The sequence below is a fragment of the Solilutibacter tolerans genome, assembly GCF_900155935.1.
In the GTDB taxonomy this organism is placed as follows: domain Bacteria; phylum Pseudomonadota; class Gammaproteobacteria; order Xanthomonadales; family Xanthomonadaceae; genus Solilutibacter; species Solilutibacter tolerans.
On sequence record NZ_FTLW01000003.1, the window covers coordinates 346,793 to 371,402 of the forward strand.

Annotated in this window: 22 protein-coding genes; 2 read left to right on the top strand and 20 right to left on the bottom strand. The window is 62.0% G+C overall.

Annotation, left to right across the window (positions count from 1 at the left end):
• Positions 1–6: 6 nt before the first annotated feature.
• The 11 genes from BW989_RS07865 to BW989_RS07915 all read right to left on the bottom strand — a co-directional run bounded on the left by BW989_RS07865 (position 7) and on the right by BW989_RS07915 (position 12,005).
• A complete protein-coding gene (locus BW989_RS07865) occupies positions 7–1,749 on the bottom strand; it encodes a BatD family protein (RefSeq protein ID WP_076587052.1) in 1,743 nt (580 codons plus the stop codon).
• Positions 1,749–3,518, bottom strand: a complete 1,770-nt coding sequence (locus tag BW989_RS07870) for a tetratricopeptide repeat protein (protein WP_076587054.1) — start codon at positions 3,516–3,518, stop codon at positions 1,749–1,751. Before BW989_RS07870 ends, BW989_RS07865 begins: the two co-directional genes overlap by 1 nt.
• Positions 3,515–4,531, bottom strand: a complete 1,017-nt coding sequence (locus BW989_RS07875; RefSeq protein WP_076587055.1) for a vWA domain-containing protein — start codon at positions 4,529–4,531, stop codon at positions 3,515–3,517. Before BW989_RS07875 ends, BW989_RS07870 begins: the two co-directional genes overlap by 4 nt.
• Before the next feature lie 2 nt (positions 4,532–4,533).
• Positions 4,534–4,989 carry a DUF4381 domain-containing protein gene (locus BW989_RS07880; RefSeq protein WP_076587057.1) on the bottom strand — a complete coding sequence of 152 codons (456 nt, stop codon included), beginning with the start codon at positions 4,987–4,989 and terminating at the stop codon, positions 4,534–4,536.
• Positions 4,989–5,897: a DUF58 domain-containing protein gene (locus tag BW989_RS07885; protein ID WP_076587058.1), complete on the bottom strand. Its 909-nt coding sequence runs from the start codon at positions 5,895–5,897 to the stop codon at positions 4,989–4,991. Before BW989_RS07885 ends, BW989_RS07880 begins: the two co-directional genes overlap by 1 nt.
• A gap of 3 nt (positions 5,898–5,900) precedes the next feature.
• Positions 5,901–6,917: an AAA family ATPase gene (locus BW989_RS07890; protein WP_425476656.1), complete on the bottom strand. Its 1,017-nt coding sequence runs from the start codon at positions 6,915–6,917 to the stop codon at positions 5,901–5,903.
• Positions 6,918–7,080: 163 nt separating this feature from the next.
• A complete protein-coding gene (locus BW989_RS07895) occupies positions 7,081–8,949 on the bottom strand; it encodes a type IV pilus secretin PilQ (RefSeq protein ID WP_076587285.1) in 1,869 nt (622 codons plus the stop codon).
• A gap of 14 nt (positions 8,950–8,963) precedes the next feature.
• Positions 8,964–9,482, bottom strand: coding sequence for a pilus assembly protein PilP (locus tag BW989_RS07900; protein ID WP_076587286.1), 519 nt, complete (start codon positions 9,480–9,482; stop codon positions 8,964–8,966).
• A gap of 14 nt (positions 9,483–9,496) precedes the next feature.
• Complete coding sequence (locus tag BW989_RS07905) at positions 9,497–10,150, bottom strand: type IV pilus inner membrane component PilO (protein WP_076587061.1); 654 nt, start codon at positions 10,148–10,150, stop codon at positions 9,497–9,499.
• Complete coding sequence (locus tag BW989_RS07910) at positions 10,147–10,947, bottom strand: PilN domain-containing protein (RefSeq protein WP_076587063.1); 801 nt, start codon at positions 10,945–10,947, stop codon at positions 10,147–10,149. The genes BW989_RS07905 and BW989_RS07910 overlap by 4 nt, the downstream gene beginning before the upstream one ends.
• Entirely contained in the window at positions 10,947–12,005 is a 1,059-nt protein-coding gene (locus BW989_RS07915; RefSeq protein WP_076587064.1) for a pilus assembly protein PilM, read from the bottom strand. Before BW989_RS07915 ends, BW989_RS07910 begins: the two co-directional genes overlap by 1 nt.
• Positions 12,006–12,212: 207 nt before the next feature.
• Between BW989_RS07915 and BW989_RS07920 the strand changes: the two genes are divergently transcribed.
• Positions 12,213–14,702 carry a penicillin-binding protein 1A gene (locus BW989_RS07920; RefSeq protein WP_076587066.1) on the top strand — a complete coding sequence of 830 codons (2,490 nt, stop codon included), beginning with the start codon at positions 12,213–12,215 and terminating at the stop codon, positions 14,700–14,702.
• A gap of 98 nt (positions 14,703–14,800) precedes the next feature.
• Entirely contained in the window at positions 14,801–15,448 is a 648-nt protein-coding gene (locus BW989_RS07925; RefSeq protein ID WP_076587288.1) for a hypothetical protein, read from the top strand.
• A 68-nt stretch (positions 15,449–15,516) separates the two neighbouring features.
• Here the strand turns inward: BW989_RS07925 and BW989_RS07930 are convergent, their stop codons facing one another.
• The 9 genes from BW989_RS07930 to gmk form a co-directional block, all read right to left on the bottom strand.
• Complete coding sequence (locus BW989_RS07930; RefSeq protein ID WP_076587067.1) at positions 15,517–16,806, bottom strand: citrate synthase; 1,290 nt, start codon at positions 16,804–16,806, stop codon at positions 15,517–15,519.
• 210 nt (positions 16,807–17,016) lie between these two features.
• Positions 17,017–17,259: a type B 50S ribosomal protein L31 gene (locus BW989_RS07935; protein ID WP_076587069.1), complete on the bottom strand. Its 243-nt coding sequence runs from the start codon at positions 17,257–17,259 to the stop codon at positions 17,017–17,019.
• A gap of 90 nt (positions 17,260–17,349) precedes the next feature.
• Positions 17,350–18,285, bottom strand: coding sequence for a nucleoside hydrolase (locus tag BW989_RS07940; RefSeq protein WP_076587071.1), 936 nt, complete (start codon positions 18,283–18,285; stop codon positions 17,350–17,352).
• A complete protein-coding gene (locus tag BW989_RS07945; protein WP_242651381.1) occupies positions 18,282–18,542 on the bottom strand; it encodes a helix-hairpin-helix domain-containing protein in 261 nt (86 codons plus the stop codon). Before BW989_RS07945 ends, BW989_RS07940 begins: the two co-directional genes overlap by 4 nt.
• Positions 18,543–18,576: 34 nt before the next feature.
• Complete coding sequence (recG, locus tag BW989_RS07950) at positions 18,577–20,694, bottom strand: ATP-dependent DNA helicase RecG (protein WP_076587072.1); 2,118 nt, start codon at positions 20,692–20,694, stop codon at positions 18,577–18,579.
• A gap of 7 nt (positions 20,695–20,701) precedes the next feature.
• Positions 20,702–21,085 carry a RidA family protein gene (locus BW989_RS07955; RefSeq protein WP_076587074.1) on the bottom strand — a complete coding sequence of 128 codons (384 nt, stop codon included), beginning with the start codon at positions 21,083–21,085 and terminating at the stop codon, positions 20,702–20,704.
• A gap of 39 nt (positions 21,086–21,124) precedes the next feature.
• The gene (locus BW989_RS07960; RefSeq protein ID WP_076587076.1) at positions 21,125–23,320 is read right to left on the bottom strand and encodes a RelA/SpoT family protein; all 2,196 of its coding nucleotides are present in this window, start codon (positions 23,318–23,320) and stop codon (positions 21,125–21,127) included.
• Positions 23,321–23,431: 111 nt separating this feature from the next.
• Positions 23,432–23,731, bottom strand: a complete 300-nt coding sequence (gene rpoZ, locus BW989_RS07965; protein ID WP_076587078.1) for a DNA-directed RNA polymerase subunit omega — start codon at positions 23,729–23,731, stop codon at positions 23,432–23,434.
• 105 nt (positions 23,732–23,836) lie between these two features.
• The gene (gene gmk, locus BW989_RS07970) at positions 23,837–24,478 is read right to left on the bottom strand and encodes a guanylate kinase (RefSeq protein WP_076587291.1); all 642 of its coding nucleotides are present in this window, start codon (positions 24,476–24,478) and stop codon (positions 23,837–23,839) included.
• Between the last annotated feature and the right edge of the window lie 132 nt (positions 24,479–24,610).

The following is a 24,610-nucleotide window of genomic DNA, read 5'->3' on the forward strand; positions in this document are numbered from 1 at the left end:
CGCGGGTCAGTGCTCCGGGTAGAGCGGCGGCAGCAACGACTTTTTCTTCGACTCGCTCACTTTCCAGCGCGGCCCCTTGGCGAAGACTTGCCGGATAGTGGCGCGGACTGCGTCGGCATCGCCATCACTCCATAGCGCACGTTCCAACTGGGATGTCGCATCCATTTGCGCACGATCATCAAGCTGGTCACGTACGTCTGCCAACGACCTTGATGGTGACGACGAGAGGAGCGGCAACAGACGAGCGACCGCCGCCAGATCACCTGATTTCACTGCATGTCGGAAATCCGCCATGTCGGTTGATGGCGCCGACCCGCGCGATGGCTTCGATGTAGTCGATGCCGCTTCTGATGCATTCGGCGAATCTGATGCGTCGAATGCTCGTGGATGCAGCACATCCGCCTTCGCATGACCGCGCTTGCGTGATGCCCACCAAGCCAATATGCCGATCAATGCCAGTGCAATGAATGCCAACGCCCATGGAAGCGCTGGCCCAAGTCGTGACATTACGCTGGTTAGTGCAGCTGATGCCTCCGTGTTGGACTCCGGGACATCGGCAGGTGGCGCGGATGCTGCATAACGCCCCAAGCCGGGCGCAATCTTCAGCGTGATCGGCGTGACTTCTGCACGCCGGGATGTGTCCGATGCAACATCCCACCAATCCACCGGCGTGACCTGCAGACTGACCGTCCCGGCCTGTTGCGGAACGATGGAAAAGCGACGGCTGACTACGACGTGTGGACGACCATCGGCGAAACTGTCCGTCGGTTGCGCAGGCTGTGCGAACACCTGCACGCCCGCACCGGTGATTTGCAATTCGGGCAACTGCGCCGAGGTCACGCCCTCTGCACGCAGCTCGACCACGATATCGAATGCCTTGCCTGCGCGCGCCTCGGCAGGTGGCGATGCCACGCGCAAGCTGACCTGTCTTGCCGGCAGCCAAGGGCGTTCTGCCGAGGACGGAATCGCCTGTACCTGCAGCGTGCGCACAGGTGCCTGGGCAGATACCAACTCGCGGCCATCGCCAAACAGTCCATCGAAAAATCCGCTTTCCCCTTCGCCACTAAAGCTCGCCCCCGGCATACGAAGCACACCACTACGCTCGGGCACGAGCAAGTAATGACGCTCCAGCACTTGGTATTGGCGCCCGTTCACCATGCGCATGCTTCGGCTGTCACTGCCCATCGGCTGCAAACTGGCGCCTTCGGGCGGCTCGGGTTGGCGGAACTCGCCATTGAACAAATTGATCGCGTAATGCAGGCGCACGGTGACACCCACGGCCTGCTGTACATACGGCGTGCTGTCATCGATCACAGTGTCGATGAAGACAGGTCCATCCATCTGCGTGCTGGCTGTGCTGCTACGCCCAGGTGCTATCGAACGTGTGCCGGGATTGGTGACGACCTCCAACATGAGCGGCGCGGTGCGTTGGTTGCCGATCGTCAATGCCGGGATCGCCAACATGCCCGCACGCAAGGGTTTGAGCGCGATGCGAATCTGCTGGCTGGCGCGCACGCCTTGACCATCGAAGCCGATTTGGCGCGAACTATCGATGTCGCCAACGCTAAAGTCGGCGCGCAAGGGGCCGAGATCGGGTGAAGCAACGGGCTGATCCGTGTCTATGGTCAGGACGACGGTTTCGCCCATGGCCACCGCATCTCTGGACAAGGTGACACGGGTGTCTGCCAAAGCGGGCAATGCCATCAGCACCGCCAAAGCACATGCCAGCCACCAGGATCTGCGGTGCATCACGGATCATCTCCAAGGCGACGGCGCTGGTATTCGATCCAGAATTTTTGCCGCAGCCAGTCGCCAGGCGTATCCGGCACGCGTCGCAACCAGGCATCGACCGCTTCGCGCTTTTCACGCTCGGCCTGTGTTTCAGCCTTACCGTTTTGATCGCGAGCACTTGCCGGCCTTGTTCCTTGCCTGGCCTGGCGCGCGGCCAATTCACGTTCCATGCGTTCACGCTGTGCTTGTTCGGCAGCACGCTGCGTTGCAGGGTCCGTCCGCTTGGAAACATCGGATGATGCACCTTGGCCCTGTTGCGATTGGCTTAGCTTCTGCTGCGACCTTTGCTGTTGCTGTTGCTGTTGTTGTTGCTGTTGCTGTTGCTGTTGCTGTTGCTGTTGCTGTTGCTGTTGTTGTTGCTTCTCCTGCTTGTCACGGTTTTGTTGTGACTGGCCGCCCTGTGCTGGTGGTTGCTTGCGGGCCTTTTCTACAGCGGCACGGTTTTCGCGCACATCCGCCAAGGTCGAATCGATCAGCAGCGCTCGATCATATGCAGCAATTGCCTCGTCATATCGCCCTGACTTGGCCAGGGCATTGCCCAGGTTGTATTGCGCGTCGGCGCCCGACGCGCGTGCATAGGCCTCCACAGCGCTTGCGTAATCGCCCGCTCTGTACGCACGGTGCCCCGACTCCATCCATCGATGCTGCTTCTGGTCTTCGCGCAACCACCAACTTCCCTTCGCATGATCATTGGATACCTGCGCATAGGCGAGATGAGGCGAAGCCAGACTCATCATCACTGCACTCAGCATCAGCGCAGTCAAAGCGCGTCGTCTGAATGTCCAAAGCGACAACAGCATCAACGGAAGCAATAGCCAATAGCCTTCATCTTGCCAAGCGATGCCACGCTTCCCACGCGTCGCCCCATCCGTCCTTGGGCCAGCATCCAGCAAACCCAGTGCACGCAAATCGCCATCATCGACGCTCAATTCCATCATTCGCCCACTGCCGGCTGCAGCCAGTTTGCGTAACGCGGCTACATCTAGGCGGACCGAACGCATGTCGCCATCCCGCCCACGCACCTCGGCACCTTGCGCACTACCGACACCCAATGCCGAGACGTGATAGCCATTGCCCGTGGATTTGCGCGCGGCAGATATCGCCGAATCGTCCACATCCCCGGTGATCAAAAGGATGTCGCCCTGCGTTGCACCAGCTTGCTTCATCAGCTGTCCCGCGAACTCGATCGCGCGTGCAGGATTTTCTCCATCGACCGGCATGATCTCAGGAGCCAACGCATCAATGAACAAGGCCACATTTGCCGTATCCGATGTCAGTGGCGTCACCGCATGCGCGTCTTCGGCGTAGGCCACCAGACCGATCAAGCCATCGGCCCGAACGTCCAGCAATTGGTGCAATTTTTCGCGTATCTGCAACAAGCGCGAGGGCGGCACGTCGCTGGCGTTGGCTGCACTGGACAAATCCACCGCCACGACCAACGCGCGACCGCTTTGCCAGAGGGATTGCGGCAACTGCCGCCAAGCAGGGCCTGCCAAAGCCAGGATCGCCAGCACCCAAGCCAACATCCATGGCCAAACACCTACCCGTCGTTCACTGCCACCTTCCAGCACATGCGGGCGAAGGTGCGGATCGATGCGCTCGACCCACGCATCATGTGGTCGCCGACTTCGCCTGGACCACCACCAAATCAATGGCAACACACACAGCAGCCACAGTGCTTGCGGGCGCATGAAATGAAACGGCAAAGAAAAGGCATCGAAATTCATCGCCGCCCTCTCAACCAGGAAAGCACCGCCGATAACACTGCGACGGAAAGCGCAGCCAGCAGCCACTTCCAATACAGTTCGACTCTTGGCCGCACCGCCGCACCTTCATGGCGCACGGGCTCCAGCCGATCTATCTCTGCATAGATTCCCGCCAGCGATTGCGTGTCACGAGCGCGGAAAAATTTCCCACCCGTCGTCTCAGCCACCTGGCGCAAGGTTTCTTCATCGATGCCACCCTGCATGCCAGGCACAGGCATCTGCATGCCGAATACGGAAATCACCCCACCCTCCCCACCAAAAGCGATGGTATGGATGCGGACGCTTTCGGCTTGCGCGAGTTCGGCGGCTTTGCTCGGCGTCATTACGCCTGCAGTGTTTTCACCGTCGGTCAACAAGATCAGCACGCGATGTTCGGCAGGCTGCGTGCGCAGACGTTTGACCGCCAAACCAATCGCATCACCAATCGCGGTTTCACGGCCGGCCATACCTACCATCGCATCACGCAGTTGCCGCCGCACGCTCTCGCGATCCAGCGTCAATGGTGAAACAGCGTATGCGCGCTGGCCAAACACCACCAAGCCGATGCGATCGCTGGCACGACGATCAAGAAAATCCGCCAACACGGCTTTTGCAGCGGTCAGGCGATCCACTCGCCGGCCGCCCAATTCCATGTCTGGCTCTTCCATGCTGCCTGATAGATCCACCGCCAACATCAGGTCGCGTCCGCTTTGCGGCGGCGCTTGCACTGGGCCGAACTCCTGCGGTCTGGCAGCCGCGACACACAACAGAGACCAGGCAATGTACGCAAGCCATCGCATGCCTCGCATGCGCGTCACGCCGCCGACACCCGGCACGATGTGCAGGCGCGATGTCGCATTCGGCAATTTGACTGCTGGCGTCTGAACATGGCGTGCGGGCGGCAACCACCAATGGGCGAGCAATGGAAGCGGCAGCGCAGCCAACATCCATGGCCATGCAAAATATTCAACGAAGGATGCCCAAGCCGCGCTCATCACTACACACGCATCCACTCAAGAAAACGCGTGCGCGCCATCTTGCGCAACACATCGACATCACCAGGGTCAATATCTTTCCGATATCCGCCATCCAACATGAGCCTTCCGATTCCCGACTGGAACAAGGGAACTTTGGCCCCCTCATCCAACGCCTTCAGCCATTCATCGCCATCCAACACATCGGCATCCGCGCGATGTCGGCGAGAGGCTCTGCGCAGCAAGGCAGACATGGCCGCGACTTGAGCCGGGGCATCGAACGCCTCGCTCATTGCGTCATCAAATATTTTCTCGATTGCTATCCGCCGCAAGCGACGACGGCGCAACCAAAGATGCACTCCAAGGCTGACGACCAGCACTACTGCCAACACCCCCCACCAACCCGGCGCAGGTGGCCACAGAGAAGGCGCAGGCAATTGGTGGATGTCGCGAAGAGCGATCTCAGGCGCAGGTTGCATTAGGCCACCTCGCGTCGTCGTGGCGCTGGCAACCAGGCTGAGCTATCCGCATCCGCAGACAACTCGATTGCGCGTATACCACGTGCTTTCAGTTTTGCCGCGGCCTCTTGCAGCGGCATCGAAAAATCCTTGGCCCATTGCGCGCGTTGCGCCTTCCCTGCCAAGTCCAGCTCCAGCCGCGAACTCCCATGGGCGAAGCGCAATCGGTCATGGGGCGGCTGTTGTTCGAATGCATCGGTGATCAGCAATACGATGACTTCGTTGTGGCGAGCGAGCGCAGCCCATCGAGCATCCGGCACTGCCATCACGCTCGCCGGCTCGGCCAACACGATCAAGCGCGACCCCGGACGCAACACGCGTTGCGCATGATCAAGCCCCACTGCAAGTCCAACATCTTCATCAGGCGGCGAGGCATACCAGCGGCGCAGGGCATCCAGCACACGCATCACGGCCTTCATGCCATTACCTGGCGAAATGGGCGGCTCTTTAAGCGAGCCACGCATGGCCGCGACTCGATCCCCATCACGCAGCGCAGCCCAGGCGGCCACGGCCCCGGCTCGCGCCGCTTGCACAGATTTAAAACGAGTCCGCGTGCCGAAATAGAGCGCAGGACTGGTGTCGCCAACGATCAGAGTCAAGCGGTCACGCTCGGCCTGGTACAACTTGGTGTGGGTGCGCCCGTTGCGCGCCGTCAGGCGCCAATCGATATGACGCGCATCATCGCCCACCACGTACTCGCGGGACTCGGCGTACTCCATCCCACGCCCACGCAGAGGCGACAAGGCGATGCCACTTGCTCCATGCCGTCCCTTGCGCGCCGGCGCACGCCCTTGCACCGCTTGGCGCAAGGCAACCAGCGCCGGCAGTGTCGGCGCGACAGCATCTTCAGGCGTGCCGGAACGGGACATCGATCAGGGATGTGGGACCTTGGCCAGGACTTCCTGCACCAGGCGCTCGCCATCCCAACCCTCGGCGCTGGCTTCGAAGCTTGGCAGGACACGATGGCGAAGCACATCAGGTGCCACGGCGCGGATGTCATCAGGCGTCACGAAGTCGCGCCCCGCCAGCCATGCCCGCGCACGCGCGCAACGTTCCAAGGCGATCGAGCCACGCGGACTCGCGCCCCAACTGATGTGCCGTGCAAGTTGCGGGTCATAGCGCGAGGCATCTCGCGTGGCCAACACAATCTCGATGAGGTATCGCTCCAACGCAGGCGCCATGTGCAGACCAAGCACCGCCTTGCGTGCGGCGAGCACATCCGCCTGCGGCATTTTTTCATGTGTCTGCCCGGCCCCGCCTACGGCACCGGCCAAAGCTTGCTCGCGGTTCAAGCGCAAAATCTCGGATTCGCTCTCAGCATCCGGATAACCAATGCGCACATACATCAGGAAGCGATCAAGCTGCGCCTCGGGCAACGGGAACGTACCTTCTTGTTCAATCGGATTTTGCGTCGCCATCACCAGAAACAGCGGAGGCAAGGCATAAGTATGTCGGCCGACCGTGACTTGCCGCTCACCCATGGCCTCAAGCAGCGCGGACTGCACCTTGGCTGGCGCGCGGTTGATTTCGTCAGCCAAAAGCAATGAGTGGAAGATCGGCCCGGGCTGGAACTCGAAGCGAGATTCCTGAGCCCGCCAGATCTCGGTGCCAGTCAAGTCCGCCGGCAACAAATCCGGGGTGAACTGCACGCGAGCAAATTCAGCCTCGATGCGCGTGGCGAGCGCGCGGATGGCCGTGGTTTTAGCCAAGCCCGGCGCTCCTTCGACAAGAAGATGCCCGTCCGCCAACAAGGCAATCAGCAGGCGTTCGACAAGCAATCCCTGCCCGACGATCTCGAGTGAAAGTGCAGTCTGCAGGGCCTTGAACGCATCATGCAAGCGACCAGCACTCACATCATCTCGACGCTCTGGCAGCGGAGGGGGTTGCAACGGATCCATGGCGTGGCCTTGGCTGGGAAGCGTTCATCTGACCACTTCCAGGGGCTTGGGTTCAACCAACCCGCGGCACCTTGTTCAGACTGCAGCCTCGGAAATGCAAACGGGGCCCAATGGCCCCGTCTGCTATGACTATCGCCTGATCACTACGATCTGATCAATGCCTCTGCTGTTGCACACGCAAGATCTTGGGCGTCATGAAAATGAGCAGCTCGACCTTGTCACTGTTGCGGCTCTTGTTCTTGAACAGATTGCCGATGATCGGGATATCAGCCAGGAACGGCACCTTGCGGATCGCATCCTGATCCTTGAACTCGTACACGCCGCCGATCACCACGGTCTGGCCGTTCTCGATCAGGGCAGCCGTATCGATCTGGCGCTTGGCGATGATCGGCACCTGGCCGATCGAGGTGTTCAGCCAGCTATCGAGCTCGTTCTTGCTGACCTTCATGCTCAGGAAGACACGATCGTCGTTGGTAATGGTCGGCGTCACGCGCAGCTCCAGCAGCACGTCCTTGAAAGCGACGGTCGGCGTCACGATGCCACCGGTCGATGCCGTGACGGTCACGTAACCGATTTCGCGGCCCTGCTGAATCACAGACTCACGCTGGTTGGTGGTCAGGATGCGCGGGTTGGAGATCACTTCACCACGCTGCTGTTCCTGCATCGCGGACAGCTCGACATCAAGGTTGAAGTTGTTGCCCAGCAACGTGTAGGCCAAGCCTGCCGCGCTGATACCGGAAACTGGTGCCGCTGGCAGGTTGAAAACCAGCCCACGAGGCGTTGCGCCGTCCGTATTCGAACCCAAGTTGCCGCTGATCATGTGCGTGCCGTTGGAACGATCACTTCGCCCACCCACGCCAAAACGTGCGCCCAGGTCGCGGGCATAGGTTTCCGTGGCGATGACGATGCGCGACTCAATGACCACCTGATCGACCGGGCGATCAATCTCGTTGATCAGTTGACGCATCGCCTCGACCTTCTTCGGGATGTCGCTGATCATCAAGGTATTGGTGCGCTCATCAGCCACGATGCGGCCACGCGGGGACAAGAAACCGTTCTCGCCGGCACCTTGCTGGTTGCCACCACCGCCTTGACCACTGTTACCACTATTCCCGATGCCCTTGGCTTCGGTCAGCGCCTTGAAGATCGCAGAAGCGCTGTGATAGTTGATTCGGAAATATTCCGTGATCATCTCCTGGCGGTTTTCCAGGTTGATGCGCGCATCTTCCTTGTCTTGCTCATACTTGGCGATCTCGGCCTGCGGCGCCACCCAAACCACGCTGCCATTGCGGCGCTTATCCAGCCCCTTTGACTGGAGGATGATGTCGAGCGCCTGATCCCACGGCACGTTAACCAGACGCAGGGTGATGTTGCCCGCGACCGTATCGGACGCCACGATGTTCAAGCCCGACTCTTCGGCCAACAATTGCAGCACGGTGCGGACAGGTACATCCTGGAAGTTGAAGTTCACAGGACGGCCACGATAGGCCCGTCGTTCGGCATTGCCTGCTACGGCCTGTGCTGTGCCTGCGATCGTCGAGGAGAGACCACCCTGCGCCACTTGCGGCGCACGCGGCATGATTTCAACGATGTATTCGCGGCCACGCTGGTAGGCCATCGATTCAAACGCGCCGTTCGTGCCGAGGACAATCTGCCCGCCGGTCGCATCATTGCGCGAATCGATGTTCTGCACCGGGGTAGCGAAGTCAGCGACATTCAGGCTACGTGCGAGCGATGCCGGGATGGCGCTTCGACCAAGATCCACCACCACGCTATTGCCCTGGTTCCGCAAGTCAGGCGCAGCACCTTCGCCATTGAAGCTAACGACCAGCTTGCCGCCACCGCCTTCACTGCGCTTGAAGTCGATGTTAGTAACCGATGCCGGCGTCTGCGCGACAGCCGAGCCCCCCGGAGCAGGCTGCAAAGCGGTCTGAGGCGCGGCATCTGCCGTTGCCACGCCGAAGCTACAAATCAGGCCTGCAAGCAGCACCGGGCCCAGACGGCGTTTCTTGGAAGACTGCATGCGGATGTCCCTCATCATTGATTCTCCAGCGCGATCGAAGCCGGACGTTCCAGCCAACCACCGGCACCATCAGGCACCAGCTCGATCAGTTCAATATGGTCTTCATAGACCGCAACCACGCGGCCATCGCTTTGTCCGATATAGGTCCCCGGGCGAACCCGGTAAGTGACCTTGTCCGGCCCCATCACCAACGCCACGACCGAGCGCCCGCCCCCGAGTGTGCCGACCATGTCGAGCGCATCAAGCGGGAAGGATTCAAGTGGCTGGCGGCGGCGATTGGAATCCGGGCGCATGCCGCCACTGTTGCTTTCCACCGCCTGCACATCAAAGGGGTCGCGGAAACCACGGCCATCGAACTGGAACGACTCGAAAGGTTTGATAACCGGAATAGGGTCCAGCGGCGGCGCCGGGCGGGCGCGCACTTGCGCGACCCACTCGACGAGATTTGGCGCTTCGCCGGGCGTATCGGTAACGGTGCGCGTGCAAGCCGACGTTGCCAGTACGGCGCTGGCCAACACGCACAATTTGATCATGTGGGCGGCGTTTTTCATTTCTTGGCCTCCGCCTCTTTAGCCTTCGCGGCGGCGGCGGCACTGTCGAGCGCGGCCTTGTCGGCCGGGTCGTTCTCATCCAGATACCGATAAGTCTTGACCGTGCCTTCCATTACCAGGCTGCCGCTCTTGTCCTTGGGCGTCAGCGAGATGTTGTGCATCGTCATGATCACAACGCGCGGCAAGGACGCCACACCACTCATGAACGCACCGAACTGATGGTAGTTACCCACCATGCTGATCTGGATCGGCTGCTCGGCGTAGAACTCTTGCGCAACCTCAGGCTGTGGCCTGAACAGGTCGTTACGGAGGCCCGAAGCCAATGCTGTTTGCGAAATATCGACGATCAGGTCCGGCATCTCGGTCTTGCTGGGCAGTTGGCGGAGCATTTGCTGCAATTCCTGCTCCATTTGCGCCAACTGCTGCTTCAACGGCTCGAGGTTGGCGGCCTGACCTTGCTTGTCTTCGAAGGTTGCACGCAGTGTCGTTTCCTTGGCTTCAAGCGTGGCCAGCTCTTCCTGCTTCCCACGGAAGACGAACAGATAAGCCAGCAGCAGAATGAAGACAGTAACTACGCCTGCCGCCACCAACTGCATGTTCTGCGGCCAATTGCCGATGTTGTTGATGTCTAGCTTGCGGCGGGTGCTCATTTCCCCCCCTCCGATTGAGCTTCGGCCTGTTGTGCCGGGGCTGCTGCTGCAGGTGCAGGCGCAGGTTGCGCCTGAGGCGCTGTTGCTTGCGGCGTAGCTGGCGCCATCACCGGTTGCACGGGTGTCGCTTGGGCCGGCACCTCTTGGACGGGCACTGGATCAGGCGTCAATGGCGCATTCGGGTCACGCGGCTCATTGGGATTGGCCATGGTCACCGTCATGGTGAACATGTACGGCAGCAATGCGGCCGCCGAGCCAGCCGGCGGCGCTGCGCCCACGCTTTGCTGACTCGGCTGTGAGCCGGAGTTAGCCTGGCTGGATTCGATCACGGTGACCTGCGGATTCTTCATCCAGCCCGCGCTTTCCAGGTTGCGCATGTAACTGGCGACGCGTGCATTGGATTGCGCGCGCCCCTCCAAGGTCATCTGTTCGCCGTCCTGCTTGAGACCGGTCAATACCAAGCCATCCGGCACGGTGCGCATCAAAGAATCGAAGAGGTGGACCATCTTGTAACGATCCCCTTGCAGCTTCTCGATCACTTCCTTGCGCGCGAGCAAGGATTGATGCTTGTTCTCAAGCTCCTTGATGTCCGCAATCTGCGCCTCGACCTTCTTGATTTCAGTGTCGAGGAAGGCGTTGCGATCTTGCTGGCCCGATATCTGGCCATTGAAGTAGGCCCAGACCAAACCGGATAGCAGCACGCCCACGCCGACCGCCCCACCCATCATCAGGTAGAACTCTTGCTGGCGCTGCTTGCGGCGCTCCTCGCGCCAGGGAAGTAGGTTGATCCTGACCATCAGTCGAAGCTCCTCAGTGCCAGGCCACAGGCAATCATCAGCGCGGGCGCGTCCTGCGCCAGTGCCTGGGCCTGCACACGCGGGCCGAGCGTCATCTGCGCCAACGGATTGGCGACGACAGTGGACACGCCGAGCTGTTCTTCGACTTGCTGGGCAATGCCCGGGATCGATGCACAGCCGCCGGACAGGACAATCTGATCCACGCGGTTGTACTCGCTGCTGGCGTAGTAGAACTGCAGCAAGCGACTGACCTGCTGGGCCAACGTCTCGCGGAACGGCTCAAGGACTTCGTACTCGTAGCTTTCCGGCAGGCCGCCGAGGCGTTTGGCGCGACCGGCTTCCTCATACGTAAGGCCGTAGCGGCGCATGATTTCCTCGGTCAGCTGGCGGCCGCCGAAGACCTGTTCGCGTGCATACAGGCTGCGGCCGTCGCGCAGGATGTTGAGCGTGGTCATCGAGGCCCCGACATCGACCAAGGCGACCAATCCGCCCGCCGGGATCTTCAGCGAGGGCTGCATCAGCGCGAAGGCGTTCTCGATCGCGAACGCTTCCACATCCATCACCTGCGCCTTCAAACCGGCGATTTCCAGCGCCGACTGGCGCGTGCCGACGTCCTCGGAGCGCGCGGCCACCAGCAGGATCTGCTGCATGTCGGCGGCACCGGGCATTGTGCCGATCGAATTGAAGTCGATGTTCACTTCCTCGATCGGGTAGGGGATGTAGTTGGCGGCCTCAAGTTCGACCTGCGCTTCCAGCTCGTCCTCGCTGAGGTCGGCCGGCATCGGGATCAGCTTGGTGATGACCGAAGAGCCGGCGACAGCTGCCGCTGCGAACTTGGTCTTGCTGCCCGATCGATCGACCGCGCGACGGATGGCGTCCGCGACCTGGTCGATCTCGACCACGTTCTTTTCCACCACCGAGTTCGGCGGCAAGGGCTCGACGGCGTAGTGCTCCACGCGATAACGGTCGCCCGTCCGCGACAGTTGCAAAAGCTTGACCGCAGTCGAACTGATGTCGACGCCAATCAGCGTCGTCGGATTATTCCTGACGAATCTCACGCAACCTTCCTCCCCAAGTGGATCCCGCTATGCGGGCCCATTCCCGCGCCATTCATAACGGAGATTTCACGCCGACACAATACCCCAAGCCAAATCAATCATTTCCGTTGCATTTCTGCAAAACATCGAAAGTGTGCGGAAACGCCGGTTTCCGGCGTCGGCCCTATACTGCGAAACTGTTCGTCCGGTGGCCGGAGCCGCTCACTTATGTCACGCATTCCTCGCGCCCTTCGTTGGGGCGCTTTGATTTTCCTGGCTTTGGCGCTGATTGGCCTGGTGGCCGGTGGCCTACTGTACGCCAACGCATCTTCCAAGCTGCCCAGCGTAGACACGCTCCGCAACACTTCCCTGCAGGAGCCGCTGTACGTCTATTCCAAGGACGGCAAGCTGATGGCGATGTTCGGCGAGGGTCGCCGCTACCCGATCGACATCAAAGAGGTGCCGCAGCAGGTCAAGAACGCCTTCATCGCGGCCGAGGACGCCGACTTCTACAAGCACAGCGGCGTCGACTTTAAGGGCATCGCCCGCGCGGTATGGCTGACGCTGACCACCGATGACCGCCGCGTTCCGGGTGGTTCCACGATCAGCATGCAGTTGGCCAAGCTGTTCTACCTAGAGGGCCAGAAGAGCAATTACAGTTACAAGCTCTCGCAGATCCTGCTGGCCCGCAAGATCGAACAGGAGCTGACGAAGGACGAGATCTTCGAGCTCTACCTCAACAAGAGCTTCTTCGGCAATCGCTCCTACGGGATCGCGGCCGCGGCCGAGTATTACTACGGCAAGAAGCTCAACGAACTGACCCTGGGTGAAATCGCGACGCTGGTCGGCACGCCGAAGTTCCCGTCGAGCGCCAACCCCATCAGCAATCCCGAGCGCAACCTGGAGCGTCGCAACGCCTACATCCTGCCGCGGATGGTCGAGCTGGGAATGATCTCGCAGGCGCAAGCCACCGAAGCGGCGAACGAGCCGATGCACGCTGCGCCGCACGAGCGGCCGATCGAGGTCTATGCCCCATACGTCGCCGAAATGGTGCGTCAAGAAATGATCAAGCGTTATGGCGAGGAAGCGCTGACCAAGGGCTACCACGTCACCACCACCATTGAGCCGGAGCTGCAGGCGGCAGCCGATGTCGCGGTGCGTAATGGCTTGCGCATCTACGACCATCGCCACGGCTGGAGCCCGGTCGAAAAGCATTTCGACCTCAATGCCGGCGAGACCGATACCCAAATCGGCAAGCGCCTTTCTGCCATGCCCACGCAAGCCGGCCTAGTCCCCGTGCTCGTGGTCGACACCGCCAGCGATGGCAGCGCCACCGCGGTGGATGGCGATGGCAAGCGCATCACCCTGCCCGCCTCCGCTGGCCGCCCTTGGCCGGGCCGCACTCCGGCTAGCCTCTACAAGCGCGGCGATGTGGCGCGCATTCGCGCGGGAGACAAGGAGGGTGAGTGGAAGCTTGACCAGTTGCCACGCGCGCAAGCGACGCTGGTCTCGGTCAACCCCGAAAACGGCGCACTGGTGGCCCTGATTGGCGGCTACAGCTTTGCCGGCAACAAGTTCAATCGCGCGACCCAAGCCCGTCGCCAGCCGGGCTCCAGCTTCAAGCCATTCGTCTATTCGGCGGCGATGGAGCGCGGCTTCAGCCCGGCGTCCATCGTACTGGACGCACCCGTCGTGTTCCGCCAGGGCAACGGCAAGGTGTGGCGCCCACAGAACGATGGTGGTCGCTTCGCTGGCCCGATCCGTCTACGCGAAGCGCTGGTGCAGTCGCGCAACCTGGTCTCGGTACGCCTCTTGGATGCGATCGGTGTGGATTACGCACGTCGTTACATCAGCCACTTCGGTTTTGATGAAAAAGAGATGCCGCCGAACTTGTCGATGTCTCTCGGCACCGCATCCCTCACTCCATTGTCGGTGGCACGCGGCTATGCGGTGTTCGCCAATGGTGGCTCACGGGTCAACGTGTGGTTCATCGATGAAGTTCGCGATGGCGACGGCAAGGTGGTCTTCAAGGAAAACGCACCCACAGCCTGCCGCGGCTGTGGTGGTCTGGCCTCGGCCAGTGATACCGGCACCACCGCACCCACCAAGCCCGAGATCGTCGACGGCTTCAACTTGGGCGGCGCGGCGGCACCGAAACCCGTGGCCACGGAAAAATCCCCGGCCAGCAAAGCTCCGCCCAAGGCCTTGCCGCAAGGCAGCGTGCTGGCGCCTCGCGCCATCGACGAGCGCGTCGCCTACCAGACCATGTCGATGATGGCGGATGTGGTCAAACGCGGCACGGGCACCGCCGCAAAGGTCTTGAACCGCGAAGACATTGGCGGCAAGACCGGCTCGACCAACGATCACCGCGACGCGTGGTTTGCTGGCTATGGCGGCCCCTACGTCACCGTGGTCTGGGTTGGCCGCGACGACTTCAAGTCGCTCGGCTACCGCGAATACGGCGGCAAGGCCGCGCTGCCGATCTGGATCGATTACATGCGCGCCGCGCTGAAAGACAAGCCGGTCGTCTCGCTTGATCCACCCAGCGGCATGGTCAAGGTGGGCGTAAGCGCGGGAGGCCAGCTGATCCCGGGCGGCGGTGGCATCACCGAATGGGTGAAAGCCGAGGACCTTGAGCGCATGGAGACCTACATCGACTACGGCCCCGAGCAGCAACAGGAAGTCGAGCAGGTTGAGGAAACCTACGACATCTTCTGATCTAAACCCCCGCAAGTGTCGGCGTCACCATTGGCGCCGACACCACGCTCACGTCTCGATGCGCTAGAGTCCCCGTAACCGACAGGGGGATGACTGACATGCATCATGCACGCCAGCACGCTGAAACCCGCCTACGCGAGCGCCGACACCGGCTGGCGCATGAAGCCGCCCGACTGATGGCCGAAGACGGCATCCGAGACTTCCACCAAGCCAAACTCAAGGCTGCCGAGCGCCTGGGGATCTTTGAAGATGCGTCCCTGCCGCGCAACAAGGAAATCGAAGAGGCTTTGGCCGAGTACCAGCGCCTGTTTGGCGCAGGCGAGGCCCAAGTGGATCGCCTGCTGGGCCAACGCGAGGCCGCGCTGCAGGCGCTCGAATTTTTCGCCCCATTCCAACCCCGTCTCGTCGGCGGCGTTCTGGACGGCAGCGCGGATGATCACAGCGCCATCCAGCTGCATCTGCACAGCGACGAGCCACATGAGGTCGTCGCCTTCTTGCATGACCAGCAGATCCCGGCCGAATCGCGCATGCGTCGTTTCCGGCTGGACCGTGTCCGGCATGTCGATGTCGATGTGTGGTTGTTCGCCGCCGATGCACACAGCTTCGACATCGCCGTGCTGCCGTTGACCGCGCTACGCCAGGCACCACTATCGCCTGTCAACGAGAAACCGATGCCGCGCGCCTCGGCTTCACAATTGCGGATGCTGTTGGCTGAGAACGAGATGCGCGAACACGAAGGCAACTAGTCCGCGCCATCCCTTGACAAAAACGCCCCGCAATGCGGGGCGTTCGGTTTGCGGCGATGTCGGTTCGATCAGCGCTGGCCGATATCCACGTAATCGCGACCGGTGCTGCCGGTATAGACCTGGCGCGGGCGACCGATCTTGTTGTCCGGGTCGTTCTGCTGCTCCAGCCAATGGCTGATCCAGCCAGCGGTGCGTGCGATCGCGAACATCACCGTGAACATTTCGGTCGGGATCTTCAGCGCCTTGTAGATGATGCCGCTGTAGAAATCGACGTTCGGGTAGAGCTTGCGCTGGACGAAGTAATCGTCCTTGAGCGCCGCTTCTTCCAGCTTCATCGCCACGTCAAGCAGCGGGTCGTTGATGCCGAGATCGTTGAGCACCTTGTAGGTCATCTCGCGGATGATCTTGGCGCGCGGGTCGAAGTTCTTGTAGACGCGGTGACCGAAGCCCATCAGGCGGAAGCCCGATTCCTTGTCCTTGGCCTTGTCGACGGCGCTCTGCACGTTCGACGCGCTGCCGATCTCTTCCAGCATCTTCAGCACGGCTTCGTTCGCGCCACCATGCGCCGGGCCCCACAACGCGGCGACGCCGGCAGCGGTGCACGCATACGGGTTGGCGCCGGTCGAGCCGACCAAGCGGACGGTCGATGTCGAGGCGTTCTGTTCGTGGTCGGCATGCAGGATGAACAGCAGGTCCAGCGCCTTCGCGGCGACCGGCGAAATGTTCAACGGCTCGCTCGGCACTTCGAACATCATGTGCAGGAAGCGGTTGACGTATTCCAAGTCATTGCGCGGATACGCGCTCGGCCAGCCGATGCGGTGGCGATAGCACAACGCGGCGATGGTCGGCACCTTGGCGATCAAGCGCACGGCGGCCAAGCGGCGCTGTTCCGGATCTTCGTAATCGTGGTCGTTGTGGTAGAAGCTGGCCATCGAGCCCAGCATCCCCATCAGCATCGCCATCGGATGCGCATCATAGCGGAAGCCTTCCACGAACTGCTTGAACTTCTCGTTCAACATCGTGTGGTGGGTGACTTCCTGCTCGAAGGTGGAGAACTCGCCCTGGGTCGGCAGGTTGCCGTTCATCAGCAGGTAGGCCACTTCGAGGAAGCTGGACTTCTCCGACAGCTGCTCGATCGGGTAGCCGCGATACATCAAGATGCCTTCGTCGCCATCGATATAGGTGATGGCCGATTTGCAGCTCGCCGTGGCGGTGAAGCCGTTGTCGTAGGTAAAGCAGCCGGTTTCTTTTGGCAACTTGGCAATATCGATGCAAGGCTGGCCAAGCGTCGGCTGCAGCACGGGCATGGAAAGGGACTTGTCGCCGGCGGCCAGGCGGACGTCTTTGAGGTCGGACATTCAAACTCTCCTCGGTAAGCGGCCATGGCGCGCATGCGCGCTGGCGGTCGGTTGACGCAACGCAGCATTATCGCATACCGGGCCGTTCGGTCGCGAGCCGACGAAAGTCCAATGGGAGGCCAAGACATAGGGCCGGACACGAAAACGGCCACCCTGGGGCGGCCGTCGTCATATTGCCAGTCGTTCGCAAGGAACGACCGCCTAAAGCGCTTACTTGGCGTAGCGCTTCTTGAACTTATCGATGCGGCCGGCCGTATCGACGACGCGGTTCTGGCCGGTGTAGAACGGATGCGAGGCGGAGGAGATTTCCACCTTGACGAGCGGATACTCGTTGCCGTCTTCCCACTTCACGGTTTCCTTGCTGGCAAGGGTCGAGCGGGTCAGGAACTTGAAGTCCGAGGTGACGTCGTGGAAAACGACTTCGCGGTAATCGGGATGGATGTCGGCCTTCATGGCGGCACCAGAAAAATGGATTGAGCCGGGCATTATAGCGGCCTCTCTGGCTGCCGTGCAAGCAGGGGCTTCAACCCGACTTTGACCTGCTCAGCCGGCCGCCAAGGCCTTGGCCACCAAGGCCTCGAAAGCTTTTTGCGGGTAACGCAACAGAATGCGGGCATTCGCCGGACGGCTGCCCAAGTCCTGCCAGTCGACCAAGGTTACACCCCGCCCCGGTCCATCCAGTGACACGCTGAGACGGTGGGTGGCGGTTTCGGCCGGATCCGGTGCCAGGGCGAAGGCCATCGCCAGCGAATCCGCGCTATGCCAGCGGTTCCCTCGCCGCTCACCGGACCACGCACGGGTCTGGCGCGAGATCGCGTCGTAGAAACGTGCGCGTTCGGAATCCGCGCCACACCACGCATCAACATCCGCATGCAAGAGCCCATGGGCCAGCGTGGCTTCCCAGTCGGAGAGATCGAACGCCTCGAATGCTTCGAACACGATGTGCGCGGCCTCGGGGTCGAAGTGGGTGTTGAACTCGGCAAATGGCGTGATGTTGCCCCGGCCATTGACTGCGCCGCCCATCACCACGAGGCGCGCGATGCGCGAAGGCAGCGTCGGATCCAATTTCAAGGCGAGCGCCACGTTGGTAAGCGGTCCGAGTGCAACCAACAGCAAACAACCGGCGTGCTCGTGCGACAAACGAATGATCGCCTGCGCGGCATGCTCGGCTTCGGCGGTGTGCGTGGCTTTGGTGTATCCGATGTCGCCGAAACCGTCCGCGCCGTGCACGTCCGCTGCATCGGGCGCGGGATGCAACAGCGGTTCCGGACAACCCGCAAATACCGGGATGTCGCTTCTCCCCACCACTTCGCACAATTTCAATGCGTTGGCGAACGTGTGTTTCAAGCCCACATTGCCGGCTGCGATGGTCAGCCCGACGATGTCGTGGCGAGGATCATCGAAGGCCATCAGGATGGCGAGCGCGTCGTCCACGCCCGGGTCGGTGTCGATCAGCAAAGGGATGCGGGTATTGCTCATGCGTCGGGGCTTCCTTGTCGGGCCAGTTTGATGGCGGCGGTGATCGCGGCGCGTGCCTGCGGACTGTTCTTCCAGCAACTGCTGCCAGTGATCGATGCGCCCCCGGCCAACAGATGATCGACATCCACGCGGGCCAATTGCGCAAATGAAGCAATGCCCATTTGTTCGAACCGTGCAACCACGGTTGGGCCGACGCCTTTCAGCGCCAACAAGGCTTCACGTTCAAGCGGAGCAAAGGCCATCACAGCGTCAGTCATCTTGGGTCGATTGTAGGGCCAGGCATGCCAGGACTCAGGCCGAAGCGTAGCGCGCCGCGCCGCCAACCCAGCGCTCGATGATGCGATCCGCGAGTTCGGGCGAATCCGCCAGCAGCGCATCGGCCATCGACTGCACGCGCGGCAAGAGGTCCGCATCACGCGATAGGTCCGCGATGCGGAATTCGGCAAGCCCGGTTTGCCGCGTGCCTAGCAGCTCTCCCGGCCCGCGCAATTGCAGGTCTTTCTCGGCGATGACGAAGCCATCGTTGGTCTGCCGCAGTGTGTCCAAGCGCTCACGCGCAATCGCACCCAGCGGCGCCTGGTAGAGCAAGACACAACTCGATTCCGCACTGCCGCGCCCCACCCGCCCGCGCAATTGATGTAGTTGCGCAAGCCCAAGACGCTCGGCGTTTTCGATGATCATGAGGGACGCATTCGGCACATCCACACCAACCTCGATCACCGTCGTCGCGACCAGCAAATCCAATTCACCTGCCTTGAACGCAGCCATCGCCGCCTGCTTTTCCTTCGGCTTCATCCGTCCGTGGACGAGACCAATGCGAATGTCTGGCATCGCATCACGCAAGGTCTCGAAGGTGGTCTGTGCGGCCTGTGCCTCGATGCGCGTCGCGCCGTCTTCCTGCTCTTCGATCAACGTGCAAACCCAGTACGCTTGCCGTCCTTCCGCAATGGCCGCGCGAATTCGGTCGATCAGTTGCGGACGGCGCTCTGCGGAGATCGCCACCGTCTGCACAGGCGTGCGCCCTGGCGGCAGCTGGTCGATGACGGAGACATCCAGATCCGCGTAGGCGGCCATCGCCAACGTGCGTGGAATGGGTGTCGCCGTCATCACCAATTGATGCGGTACGTTGCCATCCACGCCGCCCTTGTCGCGCAGGGCCAGGCGCTGCTGCACACCGAAGCGATGCTGCTCATCGATGATGGCGAGCGCGAGATCCTTGAAGTCGACGCCTTGTTGCATCAGCGCGTGCGTACCTATGACCATCTGTGCAGCACCACTCGCCACTTCGCCCAGCACTGCCTCGCGCGCCTTGCCTGTCACCCTGCCCGCCAACCATGCAATGCGAATGCCAAGCGGCTCCAGCCAGCCGCGCAAAGTGTTGGCGTGCTGCTCGGCTAGCAATTCAGTGGGTGCCATTAACGCAGCTTGACGGCCTGCATCAATCGCGCGGAGCGCAGCCAAAGCGGCGACCACGGTCTTGCCCGCGCCGACATCGCCCTGCACCAGGCGCAACATCGGCATGGGCCGCGCAAGATCGCGCTGCACTTCGTCGAATACGCGCGATTGCGCTTCGGTCAGTTGGAACGGCAGTGCGGCAAGCAGTTGGGCGACAGCTTTGCCTTTTGCCGGCAACGGCGTTGCGGCATGTGCTTGCAGGCTGATGCGTTGGCGGCGCAACGACAAGTGATGCGCGAGCATTTCCTCCAGCGCGAGGCGCCGCTGCGCGGGGTGGCGACCGGCTTGCAACAAGCCCATATCCACATCAGTCGGCGGTTGATGCAGCGTCAACACGGCATCGCGCAAGGTCGGCAAACCTTGCTCGGCCAACCACTCGCAAGGCAACAGCTCCAACGCATCATCACCGGGCAAGGCGCCGAGCGCGCGTTCCACCAATTTGCGCAAGGTTTGCGGGCCGATGCCTTCGATGGCGGGATAAACGGGGGCCAGCGCTTCGTCCAGCGCAGCATCTTCATCCCCCAGCACACGATAACTGGGATGCACCATCTCCAGCCCCAACTGGCCCGGACGCGGCGTGCCATACGCACGCAAGCGTGCGCCTGCACGAAACGCATTGGCCTGTTGGCCGCGGAAGTGGAAGAAGCGCAGCGTGAGCGTGCCGCGCGACTCATCCGCCATCGCCACCTTCAGCATCGGGCGGAATCGAAACGCCGTTTCGGTGGCGAGGATGCGGCCTTCGACTTGCGCGGCGACGCCCGGCTGCAAAGCAGCCACAGGCGTCAGGCGGGTGCGATCTTCGTACTCGCGCGGCAGCCACAGCCACAGGTCGCGCAGCCGTGCGAGTCCACGCGCGGCGAGTTTCTCGGCGCTTTGCGGGCCGATGCCACGCATCGACGACAGCGGTGTGTCGCCGCCTTCGATCGCCGGTGCGGGCCGAGCCTTGCGCGCCACGCGCCGCTTACGGCAGGACGAGGATCGCGTCGACCTCGAACATCACGCCCTTGGGCAGTCCCGACACTTCGATGGTGGAACGCGCCGGATACGGGGAAGCGAAGTACTCGCTCATCACCGCGTTGACGGCGGCGAACTGCGACAAATCGGTGAGGTACAGGCCCAGGCGCTGCACATCATCCAGCGCGCCGCCCGCGGTTTCACACACAGCTTTCAGATTGTCGAAGGCACGACGCGCCTGCGCTTCGATGTCGCCGGCGACGACTTCGCCCGTCGCCGGGTCCAGCGGAATCTGCCCGGACAGGAATACGGTCTGCCCGGCGCGCACCGCCTGCGAATACGGGCCGATGGCGGCGGGGGCGCGGTCGGTCTGGATGGGCTGGCGCGGCATCGGGCATCTCCTAGTGTGATGCCCCATTCTACGGTGCGATCAGAGCCGCTCCACACCATGCACCACCGCAAGGCGGCGGACACGGCGAATCACTTCGTCCAGATGCCCGGTGTCGTGCACTTCGATGCCAAAACGAATCACAGACACGCTGCCATCGCGCTCCAGATAGTCGACGCTGTCGATGTTGGATTCGGCCTGCGCGATCGCCGCAGCGACTTGGGCCAAGACGCCGGGCCGGTTGTCGACCTCCACCCTCAAGCTGGTGGCGTAGTCGCCGGACACGTCCGAATCCCAGCCTACATCGACCCAACGTTCGGGCGCGCGGCGGTAGTCGGCCAGGTTCGGGCAGTTCATGCGGTGCACAACCACACCCTTGCCCGTGGTGTGGAAGCCCATGATGTCGTCGCCCGGGATCGGCTGGCAGCACTGCGCAAAACTGATCACGCCACGCTCGGCGCCGGTGATCAGGATGCGGTCCTTGCCCAGCGCGGCGAGCGCTTCGTGCGGCTGTCCGCGCATCGCGGACGCCTCGCCCTCATCACCACCGGCCAACGCCTGTGCCACCAGGAGCGGCATGCGATTGCCCAGCGCAATATCGGCCAGCAAGGCTTCAAGGCGCGGGTAACGTTGTTCGGCCAGGTATTTGTCGAGGCGACCCTTGGGCAGTTTTTCGATGCTGGCTTCGTGCGCCTCCAAGGCGGACTCGAGCATGCGCAGGCCGAGCTGCACGGCATCCTCGTGACCGATTTGCTTGAGCTGCTGGCGAATCGCCGTGCGCGCCTTGCCCGACACGACAAACTCCAGCCATTGCGGCTTCGGGCTGGAGGTCTTCGCAGTGACGATCTCAACCGTCTGCCCGCTCGCCAACTTGCTGCGCAGCGGCACCAACTTGCCATCGACGCGCGCGGTGACCGCGTGATTGCCCACATCGGTATGCACCGCGTAGGCAAAATCGAGCGCGGTCGCATTGCGCGGCAGCGACAGGATGCGGCCCTTCGGGGTGAACAGGTAGACCTCGTCCGGGTAGAGATCGACCTTGACGTTCTCAAGAAATTCCATCGACGAGCCGGTGCCGCCGTGGCTATCCATCAAGTCCGCCAGCCAGCTGCTGGCACGACTGAGCGGGCTGTTGCCACCTGCGCCACCCTGCTTGTAGCTCCAGTGCGCCGCGATCCCGCGCTCGGCGATCAAGTCCATTTCCTCGGTACGGATTTGTACCTCGATCGGCGCGCCGTACGGGCCAAACAAGACCGTGTGCAGTGATTGGTATCCATTGGCCTTGGGGATGGCGATGAAGTCGCGGAAGCGCCCATCCAGCGGCTTGTACGCCGAATGCACGATACCAAGGGCGTGGTAACAATCCGCCACCGTTTCCACGATCACGCGGAAGCCGAACACATCCAGCACCTGCTCCAGCGATTTGTGTTCTTCCAGCATCTTGCGATAGATGCTCCAGGGCGACTTCACCCGCCCAATCAATCGATGTTTCAAGCCCTCTTTGGCAAGCTGCTGGGCCAAGCGCGCTTCGATCCCGATCATCGCCTCGCGGCGAACCAGCGGCTGCTCGCGAATGCGTTTGTCAAGCGCTGCATAACGCCACGGATGCAGTGCGGCAAAAGCCAAATCTTGCAGCTCCGCCTTGACCAGGTTCATGCCGAGGCGCTGCGCGATGGGCGCGTAGATCTCCAGCGTCTCACGCGCGATGCGTCGACGTGACTCCGCGCTTTGCGCGCCTAGCGTGCGCATGTTGTGCAGGCGATCCGCCAGCTTGATCAGAATGACCCGCAGGTCACGCGACATCGCCAAAAGCATCTTGCGGAAAGATTCCGCCGCTGCCTCCTGACGATCACGAAACTTCAGCTTGTCCAGCTTGGTGACGCCCTCGACCAAGTCGGCCACCGTCTGCCCGAAATCGGCAGCGATCTCTTCGGCGGTGAGCGGCGTGTCCTCAACGGTGTCATGCAGGATCGCCGCGGCCAGCGTCTTGAAATCCATGCCTTGTTCGGCCAACACCTGCGCGACCGCGACCGGGTGGGTGATGTAGGGCTCGCCGGATTTGCGCATCTGGCCCGCATGCGCGGCCGCGCCCACCTGCCACGCATGAATCAGCTGGGCCAGCTCTTCCTGAGTCAGATAGCTCGCCGCTGCCAGCAAGGCATCGACATAATCGGGCAGCGGCGCGTTAGTCGGCGCGCCGAGGCCATGACCGGCAAGGGCGGGGTCTGAAGCAGGCATGGGTTGAGCCTAAGCGCTGGCGCGCGTACTGGGAAGAGGGCGAAGGCGCTCACCGGGCAAACAAAAACCCCGCCGAGGCGGGGTTTTGAGTGGGTCGATGTCGACTCAGGATCAGTCGTCGCCCTTCATGTCGTCGTCGGCGGCGACCATTTCGGCGGCAGCCCACTCCAGCGCCTCGCGCTCCTTGCGTTCCTTCTCGGCCTTTTCGACGGCATCGATATAGGGCTCGTCGATGACGCGACCGGCGATTTCGCGCAGGGCCAGCACGGTCGGCTTGTCGTCGTGCTCGCTGTTGTCGAGACGCGGCTCGACACCCTTGGCCAGCTGGCGAGCACGCTTGGCGGCCATCATGACCAGTTCGAAGCGGTTATCGACCACTTCCAGGCAATCTTGTACGGTGATGCGAGCCATGTATCTGTCTCCACGGCCAAAGCCGCGCGGGGTGAATTCGGAACCGGACATGATACGAGCCCGAGCCTGAAAAAGCAAGCGCACAAGCACCATTTTCCTTTGTGCTCAGGGACTTGCGTCGCCCTTGGCGGCCTCGTCCGTCAACAAGGTAGTCAGCAGCTTGGAATACCTGGCCACTTGGCGGTCACGACGCAGGCGGCTGGCGGTAAAAATCGCGCACATCTCATCCACCGCCTCATCGAAATCATCATTGACGATCAGGTAGTCGTATTCGCCGAAGTGGCTCATTTCGTCCCGCGCAGCACCCAAGCGCCGGGCAATCGTTTCCTCACTATCCTGCGCGCGCTTGTGCATGCGCTCATCCAGTGCGCCGCGCGAGGGCGGCAGGATGAAGATGCTGATCGCATCGCGCACCTGCTCGCGCACCTGGCGGGCACCCTGCCAGTCGATCTCAAGCAACACGTCGCGTCCGGCGGCCAGCATCGGCTCCACCGATTGGCGGGCGGTGCCCTTCCAGTCGCCGTGGACCAGCGCGTGCTCGAAGAAATCCCCCGCGGCGATCATCCGCTGGAACTCCGCCTCATCGACAAAATGGTAGTGCTCGGCATGGCGCTCGCCCGGCCGCGGGCTTCGCGAGGTGAACGAGATCGACAGACTGATCTTCGGGTCCTGCGCCAGCACCTGGTTGACGATGCTGGACTTGCCGGCGCCCGAGGGGGCGGAAACGATGTAGAGGGTGCCGCGCATGGGCATTCCAAGGCTTCTAAAGGAGGGATGCTAAACGAATCCGCTCGCAGGCCCTACCCGGGCAAAAGACCCCGCAGACCACATCGGGCGCAAACCATTGATTCACAAGACGCCGGCGGCGGTAGCCACGCT

What these genes read in the sequence shown, in the direction of transcription:
- BW989_RS07960 (WP_076587076.1), bottom strand. Translation starts at nt 23,320, where the DNA reads ATGCCTGCTTCAGACCCCGCCCTTGCCGGTCATGGCCTCGGCGCGCCG.
- BW989_RS07935 (WP_076587069.1), bottom strand. Translation starts at nt 17,259, where the DNA reads ATGAAGGCCGACATCCATCCCGATTACCGCGAAGTCGTTTTCCACGAC.
- BW989_RS07905 (WP_076587061.1), bottom strand. Translation starts at nt 10,150, where the DNA reads ATGAGCACCCGCCGCAAGCTAGACATCAACAACATCGGCAATTGGCCG.
- BW989_RS07945 (WP_242651381.1), bottom strand. Translation starts at nt 18,542, where the DNA reads ATGACTGACGCTGTGATGGCCTTTGCTCCGCTTGAACGTGAAGCCTTG.
- BW989_RS07920 (WP_076587066.1), top strand. Translation starts at nt 12,213, where the DNA reads ATGTCACGCATTCCTCGCGCCCTTCGTTGGGGCGCTTTGATTTTCCTG.
- BW989_RS07895 (WP_076587285.1), bottom strand. Translation starts at nt 8,949, where the DNA reads ATGCAGTCTTCCAAGAAACGCCGTCTGGGCCCGGTGCTGCTTGCAGGC.
- gmk (WP_076587291.1), bottom strand. Translation starts at nt 24,478, where the DNA reads ATGCGCGGCACCCTCTACATCGTTTCCGCCCCCTCGGGCGCCGGCAAG.
- BW989_RS07870 (WP_076587054.1), bottom strand. Translation starts at nt 3,518, where the DNA reads ATGAATTTCGATGCCTTTTCTTTGCCGTTTCATTTCATGCGCCCGCAA.
- BW989_RS07885 (WP_076587058.1), bottom strand. Translation starts at nt 5,897, where the DNA reads ATGTCCCGTTCCGGCACGCCTGAAGATGCTGTCGCGCCGACACTGCCG.
- BW989_RS07865 (WP_076587052.1), bottom strand. Translation starts at nt 1,749, where the DNA reads ATGCACCGCAGATCCTGGTGGCTGGCATGTGCTTTGGCGGTGCTGATG.
- BW989_RS07900 (WP_076587286.1), bottom strand. Translation starts at nt 9,482, where the DNA reads ATGATCAAATTGTGCGTGTTGGCCAGCGCCGTACTGGCAACGTCGGCT.
- BW989_RS07925 (WP_076587288.1), top strand. Translation starts at nt 14,801, where the DNA reads ATGCATCATGCACGCCAGCACGCTGAAACCCGCCTACGCGAGCGCCGA.
- BW989_RS07910 (WP_076587063.1), bottom strand. Translation starts at nt 10,947, where the DNA reads ATGGTCAGGATCAACCTACTTCCCTGGCGCGAGGAGCGCCGCAAGCAG.
- BW989_RS07880 (WP_076587057.1), bottom strand. Translation starts at nt 4,989, where the DNA reads ATGCAACCTGCGCCTGAGATCGCTCTTCGCGACATCCACCAATTGCCT.
- BW989_RS07930 (WP_076587067.1), bottom strand. Translation starts at nt 16,806, where the DNA reads ATGTCCGACCTCAAAGACGTCCGCCTGGCCGCCGGCGACAAGTCCCTT.
- BW989_RS07940 (WP_076587071.1), bottom strand. Translation starts at nt 18,285, where the DNA reads ATGAGCAATACCCGCATCCCTTTGCTGATCGACACCGACCCGGGCGTG.
- BW989_RS07875 (WP_076587055.1), bottom strand. Translation starts at nt 4,531, where the DNA reads ATGAGCGCGGCTTGGGCATCCTTCGTTGAATATTTTGCATGGCCATGG.
- rpoZ (WP_076587078.1), bottom strand. Translation starts at nt 23,731, where the DNA reads ATGGCTCGCATCACCGTACAAGATTGCCTGGAAGTGGTCGATAACCGC.
- BW989_RS07955 (WP_076587074.1), bottom strand. Translation starts at nt 21,085, where the DNA reads ATGCCGCGCCAGCCCATCCAGACCGACCGCGCCCCCGCCGCCATCGGC.